This is a genomic window from bacterium (assembly GCA_016873475.1).
Lineage (GTDB): Bacteria > Krumholzibacteriota > Krumholzibacteriia > JACNKJ01 > JACNKJ01 > VGXI01.
The window spans coordinates 19,120-29,016 of record VGXI01000021.1 but is presented as its reverse complement, the minus strand read 5'-3'; the positions used below and the strand labels follow the sequence as shown (position 1 = coordinate 29,016).

5 protein-coding genes are annotated in these 9,897 nt (G+C 75.0%); all 5 read left to right on the top strand.

From position 1 onward, the window contains the following. Window positions 1-2,366 precede the first annotated feature (2,366 nt). The 5 genes from FJ251_03480 to FJ251_03460 are packed head-to-tail and all read left to right on the top strand — an operon-like array spanning window position 2,367 to window position 9,892. Entirely contained in the window at window positions 2,367-3,122 is a 756-nt protein-coding gene (locus tag FJ251_03480; GenBank protein ID MBM4116791.1) for a hypothetical protein, read from the top strand. A 1-nt stretch (window position 3,123) separates the two neighbouring features. Next, window positions 3,124-3,966, top strand: coding sequence for a hypothetical protein (locus tag FJ251_03475; protein ID MBM4116790.1), 843 nt, complete (start codon window positions 3,124-3,126; stop codon window positions 3,964-3,966). A gap of 31 nt (window positions 3,967-3,997) precedes the next feature. Further along, window positions 3,998-4,867: a hypothetical protein gene (locus FJ251_03470; protein ID MBM4116789.1), complete on the top strand. Its 870-nt coding sequence runs from the start codon at window positions 3,998-4,000 to the stop codon at window positions 4,865-4,867. Beyond that, entirely contained in the window at window positions 4,867-8,274 is a 3,408-nt protein-coding gene (locus FJ251_03465; GenBank protein ID MBM4116788.1) for a hypothetical protein, read from the top strand. The genes FJ251_03470 and FJ251_03465 overlap by 1 nt, the downstream gene beginning before the upstream one ends. Beyond that, a complete protein-coding gene (locus FJ251_03460) occupies window positions 8,261-9,892 on the top strand; it encodes a hypothetical protein (protein MBM4116787.1) in 1,632 nt (543 codons plus the stop codon). The genes FJ251_03465 and FJ251_03460 overlap by 14 nt, the downstream gene beginning before the upstream one ends. Window positions 9,893-9,897: the final 5 nt, after the last annotated feature.

Below are 9,897 nucleotides of genomic sequence, written 5' to 3'. Positions count from 1 at the left end.
TACTGGGGCTGGCCCAGCGTCGGCTACTGGGATCTCATGGATAGCGGCCACCAGATCCTCTTCGGCTTCCAGACGGCCGAGAACCCGGACGAGCCGATCTACGTCTACGGCGCCCTGCCCACGAGCTTCGCGATCTGGCACCGCGAGCTGCTCGGCTGGGTGAACACGGGCGACGGCTCCCTGCTGCGCCCGGGCGGCGGCGAGCACGCCGTGACGCTCACGGCGAGCAACGTGCAGTCGCCGGGCGCGAAGGCCCTGCGCGTGGACCTCAGCGAGCGCGAGTACTTCCTCTTCGAGAATCGACAGGAGCTGCTCCACACGGGCAGCCGCTACGTGAAGCGGGACGAGGCGACCGGCGTCTTCCAGTTCGTCTCGATCGACTTCCCGGCCTGGCCGGACAGCGCCGCAAACAGCGGCGAGTACGATCTCTTCCTGCCCCAGTCGGGCCTGCTCGCCTGGCATGTCGACGAGCACGACTTCGAGACGCTCTTCCCGCTGAACATCATCAACCTGAACGGGGACGAGCATGTGCAGCTCGTCGAGGCGGACGGCACGAACGATCTGGGCGATCCCTATTCGCCCGAGTGGCGGGGGGGAGAGCGGGATCCCTTCTACACGGGGCACGTCACCGAGTGGCTCGAGGCGGGCCAGCCCGACACGCGCCTGTACGACGGCACGCCCTCGGGCTTCCGGCTGACGGAGCTCGTGACCAGCCCCTACCTGGTGAACGAGACCGCCGTCGACTCGACGATCGGCTTCCGCATCCGCCGTGCCGGCGTGCCCGCGGGCCTGCCGCGCGACGATCGGGAGGCCATCGCCGGCGCGCTCGCGGTGCTGCCGGCGGCCGGCAGCCTGCTGCCGCTCCTCGACGGCGAGCGCGTCTGGCTCGGCTACGCGATGGACTCGCTGGATCCCGACACGCTCCTGCAGACCCATCTGCTCTTCAGCGGCAGCGCGGCAGACGCCGAGCCGCCCCTCGCGCCGCAGGCGCCGCGCCGCTTGAGCGGCACCCTGGCCGGGAGCGCCCTGCTCAGCGCGCCGGGTCTCGGCGAGCCGGTCTGGTTCCTCCTCACGGCGGATTCCCTGCTCGCCTGGGGGCCGCCGGCCGCGGGCCAGACGCCCGCGTTGCTCTTCGCGCGCGCGCTGGAGGTGCCGCCCGCCTCGCAGCCCATCGCGCTCCTCGACTCGGCGGCGGCCGCGGCCAGCCTGCTGTGGCTCCGCGAGGACGAGCTGCTCTACATCCTCGACCTCGACTACCGCCGCGGCGCGCTGGCGCCGGCGGCCCTGCGCGGCGTGGCCGTTCGCCAGCCGGAGCGCGGGCGCGAGGACGTCTTCGCGCCGCTCGTGCGCGTCGAGACCGCCGGCGGCCAGCGCGTGGCCCTGGCGATCAACGACTCGCTCATCCTCCTCGACCCCTTCGGCACGGCACCCGTCCAGCGCTTCGGCCTGCCGGAGCCCGAGGGCGGTCCCTTCTGGATTCGGCCGGTGGACCTGGACGGCGACGGCCTGGAGAGCCTTGCCGAGATCTTCTGGATCCACGTCGACGGCCGCGTCGCCACGCTCGGCGAGACCGACTGGACCCTGCGCTTCCAGGCGCCGCTGGGCGGCGAGGGGCTGAGCGCTGAGCCGGCCATCGCGGACCTGGACGGCGACGGCCATCCCGAGTTCTTTCTCGCCGCGGGCGACCGCGTGCACCGGCTCAGCCCCGAGGGCTTCGCGCACGCCGACTGGCCGCTGCGCCTGGGCGAGCTGGCCGACCTCGACACGCCGATGCGCGTGGGCTCGGGGCTGCGGGCGGCCGACCTGACTGGCGACGGCATCGCCGAGCTGATCCTCTTCGGCGATGCGGGTCACCTGCTCGTCGTGGGCGCGGACGCCCGGCCTCTGCTCGGCACGCCGCGCGCACTGGCGGCGGCGCCGGCGCAGGACCTGATCGCCATCGGCGGGCGCGTCTACGCGATCAGCCGCGACGGCTTCCTGCTCGGTTTCCTCGGCAGCGGCACGGCCGAGCCCGAGTGGGGGGCGGGCGGTGGGGGTTTCGCGCGGAGCGGGCGCTGGCAGCGCCGGCACCCGATCAGCGAGCTGGAGGGCCTGGCCGCCGACGGCTGGCTCTTCTATCCGAATCCGGCGCGCGAGGCCTGCCGACTGCACCATCCCGCCGTCCCGGCCGGCACGCGCGTGCACCTGGAGCTCTTCGACCTCGAGGGCCAGCTCAAGTTCACGCGCGTGGACAGCGCGGCCGCCGACGGCCCCTTCGAGATCCCGCTCGAGCTGCGCAGCTTGGCCTCGGGCGTCTACTTCGCGCGCATCGAGGTGAGCGGCCCGGCCGGCCGCCGGCATCTTCTCCAGCGCCTGGCGGTGCTGCGATGAGAAGGCCGCTGGGCGCCCTGCTCGCGCTGCTCGCGCTCGCCGCGCCGGCGGCGGCGCTCGAGACGCGCCCACTGCTCTACTCGCTGCTGCTGCCCGGACTCGGTGAGTGGAGCCTGGGCCACCGAGGCCGCGCCCTGACGCAGTTCGCCGTCGAGGCCGGCTGCTGGGCGGGGAACTTCTACTATCGCGATCGCGGCTTCGACCTGCGCCACGAGTACGAGGCCTACGCGGAGGCCCACTGGGAGGAGGCCCGCTGGGCCTCGGCCTGGAACGTGGCCGGGCAGCCCGATTGGATGGACTGGGTGAGCGCCGACGAGTGGGCCGCCTTCGCCTGGCCGGATACCCTCCCGAGCGCCATGGCCTTTCTGCGGGACGGCCACGAGGGCTACCTGGAGAGTCACTTCGCGCCCTACCAGGAGGATCCCCAGCACTACTACGAGAACCTCGGCAAGTACGACTGGTACCGCTGGGGCTGGGACGACTACGACACCGGCCGCGACGATTCGGCGCACCGTTACGTGTATCTCGGCATGCGGAGGGAGAGCAACCGGGCCTTCGATCGCGCCGAGGCCTTCATCTTCGCGATGGTGGCGGCCCGCGTCGTGTCGCTGGCCGACACCTACATCCTGCTCCGGCGCCTGGAGCGCGCCGGCGACGATCAGGCTGCGCGCGAGGAGGGCTGGCGGCTCCAGTTCGGTCCCGCTGGCGCGCGCCCGGCGGGCTTTCGACTCGTCCTGACGAGGAGTTGGTAGCGTGAAGCGTTCACCGATCGGGCGGCCGGGCCGTCCACTGGCCCTTGCCCTCCTGTTGCTCACGGTCGTGCCGGCCATCGGCGCGGCGAGCGCGGCGCCAGAACCGCTCGCGCTGGACGCCGCCTCGCTCTCCCGGCCGCAGGCCTGGCGCCGCGGCGAGCCGGGCCCCCAGGGCGCCCTCGGCATCCAGGAGCGGCCGACGGGCGAGCGCAAGCTGATCGGCGCGCTCTGGCGCAGCGCCCTGCTGCCCGGCCTCGGCGAGCGCTACCTCGGCGCGCCCGGACGCAGCCTGCTCTTCATGAGCGCGGAGGCCTCGATCTGGGGCACCTGGGGCACCTTCAAGACCCAGGAGTGGCTGCGGCGGGAGAACTACATCGAGATGGCCCAGGTCTTTGCCGGCGTGCCGGGCGAGGACCATGACGACGACTACTGGAAGGCGGTCGGCCAGCACGCGAGCTGGCTGGACTACAACGAGTGGCTGCGCTACCAGGCCCGCCGCGAGTACGGCTACGGCACCGACGCCTACTACGCCTACATCGCCGACAACGAGGTCGGGCCCGATCAGGCCTGGGACTGGAACAGCGAGAGCCGCCGCTTCGCCTACCTCGACAAGCGCAAGGCGAGCAACAACGCCGAGCGCCGCGCGACCTACACCCTCTACGCGTTGCTCGTCAACCGGGTGGCGAGCCTGGTCGACACCTGGCGCCTGCACAAGAGCCGCGAGGCGATTCGCGAGGGCATTGCGCCGGTGCCGGCGAGCGGCACGGGCGGCAGCATCGGCATCCAGGCGCTGCCGACTCCTGGCGGCCTCGGCCTGCGCCTGGGCTGGACGCAGCCGTTCTAGCGGGGCAGCGCCCCTCCCGGCAGGAGCCGCGATGCGCGGAACCCTCGTCTTGTTCGCCCTGCTGGCCATGGCGACGCTCGCCCGCGCGGCCGCGAGCGAGCGGGACGCCGCCGCCGCGGCCGGTCCCGCAGCGCGCGTCTACCGGTACGCGGCCAACGGCGCGCTGCGCGCCGATAGCCTGGGGCTGCGGGGCCATTTCCCCCTGCCGCCCGCGCGGGACATGACCCTGGGCGGCTTTGGGGGCGACCTGCTTCTGCTGGACCCCGCAGGCGGTCTGCGCCTGGTCGTCGAGGGCGACAGCCTGCCTCGGCGCCTGCTCAGCAGCGATCTCAGCGCGCGCGACTGGCCCGAGGCCGTAGCGGCCGACGGGCCGGATTGGCTCCTCCTCGTCGACGGCGGACAGGCCGTGCAGCGCCTGGGGCGGCGTGGCGAAGCCAAGGAGCGCTGGGCGCTGCCCGAGGCCGGGCTCTGGCGGGGCCTGCGCGCCGATCGCGGCGGTCGGCTGTGGGTCGCCGAGCCCAGCCGCGGCCGCTTCCTCCGCCTCACCCGGGCCGGTCAGGCGCTGGAGGCCTGGGATCTCGAGCGGCGCCTGCCGGGCTACCAGGGCCCCATCCTGGACTGGTGTCCCGACGAGCAGGGCGGTCTCTATGTCGCCGAGGGTTGGCCTGCGCGCCTGCATCACCTCAACGGCGCCGGCAACCCGCTGGGCAGCTGGAACCTGGGACTGCCGCCGGGCGAGCTGGCGCTGGCCGTCGACGGCCGCGATCGGCTCGTCGTCGCGCACGGGCCCGAAGATCGGGAGCTGCGCCTCGCGCTGCAGCGGCTGCCGGTCGGCGAGCGGCTCCTGCTCAAGGAGGCCGAGACGCTCTGGCTGCTGGAGCCCGTCGCCGAGGCGCCCTGATGCGGGCGCGGGGGGGAGCCCGACGCCTGGCGCCGCCGCTCCTGGCGCTGCTCCTCGCGCTGGCGCCGCCGGCTGCGGGCGCCGAGCTGCCCGCCGACAGCCTGGGCGGCGCCGCCTTCCGCGATCTGCTGCGCTTCCATTTCAGTCGCCGGCTCGGCGCCGAGGAGCGCCGCTTCGAGCTGGGCGAGCGCGCACTCGTCGCCGGCAGTGAGCGCGTCGCGCTCGACGGGCAGCCGCTCGCCGCCGGCCGCGACTACACGCTCGATCCCGGCAGCGGCCGGCTCGAGCTGCGCGAGCCCGCGCCGGGCGCCCTGCTCACACTGAGCGCCGAGCGCCGGGGGGGCGGCTTGCCGCGCCGCCTCGAGCTGGCGCCCTTCCGGTCCTGGCAGGACCTGCTCGCCGAAATCGCGCGCGGCGAGGCCGCGGCGCCGGCCCCGCCGCCGGCCACTGCGGCCGCGCCCGCCGCGGCCCCGCCGGCCGCCTTCACGATGGGGGGGAGCAAGTCGCTGGTCCTGCGCATGGGCGCGGGCGAGGAGATGGCGCTCGAGCAGAGCCTGCGCCTGCAGCTGGAGGGTCGGCTCGGCGATTCCACCCGCGTCGAGGCCGTCCTGCGCGATGACGAGCTGCCCTTCCAGCCGGAGGGCAACACCGAGCGCCTGGACGAGCTCGACAAGGTCTTCCTCGAGATCCGCGGCCCGGCGGGGCGGGCGCGCGTCGGGGACTTCGTCTTCACGGCGCCGAGCCGGCAACTGACGCCCTTCGAGCGCGACTTCCAGGGCATCCAGGGCGAGTGGCAGGGCAGCCGCGGCGGCGCTGGCCTCTGGCTCGCCAAGAGCCAGGGGCTCTTCCGGAGTCTCGAGCTGAGCGGCAGCGAGGGCCTGCAGGGTCCCTACGAACTCCTCAGCGCCCTGCGCGGCGACGGCGCCGTGATCCTCGCCGGCAGCGAGACGGTCAGCCTCAACGGCCGCCTGCTCACGCGGGGCCGCGAGCGGGACTACACGATCGACTACGACCTGGGCACGCTCAGCTTCAGCACGGGTCAGCCGATCAGCGAGGGCGATCTCATCCGCGCCGACTTCCGCTACTCGCAGGAGAGTTGGGAGCGCGGCGCCTGGGGCGCGAGCGCGCGCGGCCGGCTGGGCGGATTCGGCGTCGACTTCCTGCACTTCGCCGAGGCGGACGACCCGGAGCGACCCCTCGCCTTCGGGCTCGACGCCGAGCGCCGCGCCGCGCTCGCGGCGGCCGGGGACGACCCCGCCCTGGCGCGCACGGACGGCGTCAGCGCCGCGCCCGGTCGGGGCCGCTATGTCCTCACGCACGAGGAACCGGCGAATCCCGAGCTGGCCACCTATGCCTGGGTGGACTCGCTCGGCGACTTCAACCTGCGCTTTCGCGAGGTGGGCGCGGGCGCCGGCGACTACCGGGCCGCGGGCGTCAGCGCCGACGGCGAGCGCTACTTCGCCTACGCCGGCCAGGGGCAGGGCAGCTTCGTCCTCGGCGAGCAGCTCGCCCTGCCCAGCGCCTACCGGCTCGAGAGCCTGCGCCTGGCCAGGGCGGGAGCCCGCTTCGGGACCCAGCTCGAGCTCGCCATCAGCGATCAGGACGCGAATCGGCTCTCCCCCCGCGACGACGGCGACAACCGCGGTCTCGCCCTGCGCGGCGGCCTCGCCGGGCGCGCGGGCAGCTGGCGCGGGGCGCCGCTCGCGTTGCGCCTGGACCTCGAGCGCCAGGAGGCGCGCTTCCGCGCGCCGGGGGCTCGGCGCGGCGCCGCGGACTACCGCCTCTGGAACCTGCCCGGCGATCCGGGGCGCCTGGACGAGCGGCGACTCGCTCTCGGCCTCGACTGGGGCGAGCGCCCGGCGGCGCGGCTCGGCGCCGCGCTCGAGCAGCTGCGCCTGGGCGAGCGCTTCACTGGTCTGCGGGCCAGTCTCGCCGGCCGCCGCGCGAGCGCGAGCGGCCTGGGCTTCGGGGGCGAGCTGGCCGCCGTCACGAGCAGCGACTCCCTGCTCGGCGCGGGCGAGCGCCAGGACAGCAGGCTGCTCCTCGAGCTGCCGCTACCCCTCCTGCGCAGTCTTCTCGCCGACGGCACCCGCGCGCGCCAGGAACACCCGGATCCCCTCGACGGCCAGCAGGTGCCCGAACGCCGCGGCAACCACGAGCGCGCTGGCCTCGAGTTCGGCTTCGGCAGCCGTGGCGCGGCGCCGCGGCCCTGGACTCTCCACTGGCGCGAGGAGCGCATCACGGCGCCCGCGCTGCACGACCACTTGCGCCGCCTGCGGGGCAGCAGCGGCGGCGGGTTGCCCGGCGGCGGCCGGCTCGAGGCGAGCGCGCACTACCAGCGCCGCGTCGGCAGCCTCGACAGCGAGCAGTTCCAGGCCGAGGCGCGAGGCAGCTGGCTGGCGCGCGCGGGCGGCTGGGGCGGCGAGGGGGCCTACCGCCTGGGCAGCCAACGCCAGCGCCTGCGCCAGAGCCGGCTCGTCTTCGTCGGTGCCGGCCTGGGCGACCTCAATGCGGAGGGCGTCTTCGTCGGCGAGGGGGAGGGTGACTGGCGGCGTCTCAGCGTGCTCGCCGAGGCGGCCGTGCGCACGCAGAGCCTCGAGCTCGAGGCGCGTCTGGAGCGCCTCGAAGCGCGGCAGGGCGCCTGGTTGCGCCGGCTGGGCAGCGAGACGCGCGTCATCCTGCGCGAGGAGAACCGCGACGCGGAGCCCTGGCGGCTCGCGCGCCTGGACGGCGCCAGCCTGCGCCGCTCGGGCAACACGCTGCTCGGCAGTCTCGAGCTGCTGCAGGAGCTGCGCCTGCGGCCGCCGCGCGGCGGACTCGAGCTGCGCTATCGCGGGCGCGGCCTGGATCGCCTCGACGGCCGCGACAGTGCCGGCGAACTCCGCGAGCGCGAGATGGGCCACGAGCTGCGCGCGCGGCGGGGCAGCGAGGAGGCCAGCCTCGAGGGCAGCCTGCGCTGGGGGAGCCGGCGCCGGCAGAGCTTCAGCGGTCTCGGCGCCGGTGGCAACTACCGCGTCCGCGAACAGGCACTCCTGCTGGCGGGCGCGCGCCACCTCGTCGGGCGCTTGAGCGCCCAGGTCGAGGGCGAAGCGCTCTGGCAGCGCGATGCCCTGCGCGGCCTCGCCCGGCGCGCCCTCTCGCTGGAGCCCGGGCTCAGCTTGCGGCCCATCGCGAGTTTGCGCCTGGAGCTGCGTTGGGCCTTCAGCCACAGCAGCTATGGCGAGGGCGATCCGCAGGCCGGGCGCCCCTGGTTCTTCGCGGCGCCGGGCTGGACGCGCGTTCTCCGCCTGGAGGCGACGGCGCAGGCCGGCGCGAATCTGACGCTCAGCGCGCACGTCGAGCGGCGCGAGGAAGCCGGTGAGCCGCGCCGGCAGCGCCTGCGATTGGAGAGCCGTGCATACTTCTAGCGCCATCGCGCTCTGTCTCGCTCTGACGCTCGCGGGTGCCCGTCCCCTCGCGGCGCGGGCTGCGGCGGCAGGCGACAGCGCGCTGCCCGCCGGCCTCGCGCGCGATCTGGCAGGGATCGGCCGCGCGCCGGCGCCGGTGGGCCAGCGCCTCGTGCGCGCAGCACTGGCGCTGGAGGTCGCGGGCTGGCAGGCCGATAGCCTCTGGCTGCGCGGCGGCGAGATCGTCCTCGCCGGCGCGCGGCCGCTGCCGCTGCGACTGGCCGCTGTCGAGGGTCCCGCGGCCGGGCGCCCCTGGCAGGCGGGCAGTGCGGCAGCCGGTCCCGGCGCGCTGCTCGCCGCCGGCGCCGACTGGCTGGCGGCTCTGGACGCCGCCGGCTATCCCTTCGCCCAGCTCTGGCTGGAGCCGGCTGCCGCCGGGGGCGATACGCTCGCCGTCTCGGCCCTGCTCACGCCCGGACCCAGCGGACCGCTCGGCGAGCTCCGCGTGACGGGCGGCCGCCGTCTGGACGGCGCATTCCTCGCAGAAGTCGCGGATCTGCCGCGCGAGGGCCCGCTTGGCCGCGCGCTCGCCCGGCGCGGCCGCGAGCGCCTCGTCGCCAGCGGCTGGTTTCTCCGCGTGGCGGAACCCGAGCTCGGCTGGGACCCCGTGGCAGGGCGGGTCGGCGTGCTCTACCGCGTGGAGGAGCGGCCGCGGCCGAATCGCGTCACCGCTCTGATCGGCGGCGGCGGCGGCGCGACCAGCGGCGCGCTGGACGTCGACATCTTCAGTCCCTTCGGCCGCGGCCACCACTGGCAACTCGGCGGCGATTGGCAGGGTCGCGAGCGGAGCCGCGTGGACCTGCTGCTCTCCGCGCCGCGGGTTCTGGGCAGCGACCTCGCCGTCGATCTCGCCCTGAACCGCGCCAAGCAGGACTCCACCTTCCTCCAACTCGCCGTGCAGCTCGACTTGCGACTGCCCCTGCCGGCGGGCTGGGAGGGCATCGCGGGCATCGGCTACGAGCGCAGTCTCTTCGGCCTGGGTGCCGGCAGCGCGGATGACGCGAGCGCCAGCCGCCGCCGGCATCGCTTCGGCCTCGCCTGGCGGAGCGTGGGGGGCGCGCTGGGCGTCGCCGAGCAGCGCCGCCTGCGCCTGATCGGCGATCTGCTGCTCAAGCGCTCGCAGCTCGCCGGCGAAGCGCCGTCTTCACGGCAGTTCGCGCTGAGCGGAAACGGGCAGTACGGCTGGTCGCCGGCAGCGCGCTGGCGGCTGCGCTTGCGCGGGAGCGGCAGCCTGCTCCACACGGCGCGCGGCGGCTTCAACGCGGCCGAGCTGGCGCCGCTGGGCGGCGCGACGAGCCTGCGCGGCTACGATGAGGAGCACTTCCGGGGCGATGGCGTCGCCTGCCTCAGCGGCGAGCTGGCCCTGGGCGATCCCCTTGAGGTCTTCGCGTTCCTCGACTATGGTTGGGGGCGCTGGCGCCGCCCGGCCGGGTCGACGCTCAGCTTCCGCGGCTGGGGGACCGGGCTCGGCCTGCTCGCCCCGGGGCCGCGCGGCCAGCTCGCCCTGGCCCTCGCCCTCGGTGAGAGCAAGCGGCTGGGCGACCTGCGCGTCCACCTGTCGCTCAACACCGGCTTCTGACCCCC

Bases quoted from the DNA above. Each gene is read 5' to 3' on its own strand.
- FJ251_03465 (MBM4116788.1), top strand. From the start codon at position 4,867: ATGCGGGCGCGGGGGGGAGCCCGACGCCTGGCGCCGCCGCTCCTGGCG.
- FJ251_03480 (MBM4116791.1), top strand. From the start codon at position 2,367: ATGAGAAGGCCGCTGGGCGCCCTGCTCGCGCTGCTCGCGCTCGCCGCG.
- FJ251_03470 (MBM4116789.1), top strand. From the start codon at position 3,998: ATGCGCGGAACCCTCGTCTTGTTCGCCCTGCTGGCCATGGCGACGCTC.